The sequence below is a fragment of the Flavobacterium solisilvae genome, assembly GCF_012911605.1.
GTDB classification, from domain to species: domain Bacteria; phylum Bacteroidota; class Bacteroidia; order Flavobacteriales; family Flavobacteriaceae; genus Flavobacterium; species Flavobacterium solisilvae.
This window is the reverse complement of sequence record NZ_JAAMPT010000039.1, coordinates 1-243: the sequence shown is the minus strand read 5'-3', so window position 1 is coordinate 243 and position 243 is coordinate 1. Positions and strand designations below refer to the sequence as shown.

Here is a 243-nt window from a genome sequence, read left to right as displayed (position 1 = left end):
CATTATCTTCAGTTTCATGGAAGGTAATAATGTAGTTTTCACCTCCTAAAATATCGGTAATTAAAGTCGATAAATCGAAGTCGGCAAAACCGTCCTGATTGTCATCACATATAATATATGGTGTTGTTGGCGGTATTGGTTCTGGCAATGGTTCTACTCGAATGTCCATCGTAGAAATAACATAACAACCTGTAGCATTATTGGTAATACGAATACCTAACGTTTGAACATAAATCGTGGTAT

The 243-nt window shown here is 35.8% G+C and carries 1 protein-coding gene; it reads right to left on the bottom strand.

The genetic code is table 11. The features are described 5' to 3' along the window. On the bottom strand, positions 1–243 hold a 243-nt coding region (locus G6042_RS14660; protein ID WP_169522308.1), incomplete at both ends, for a hypothetical protein.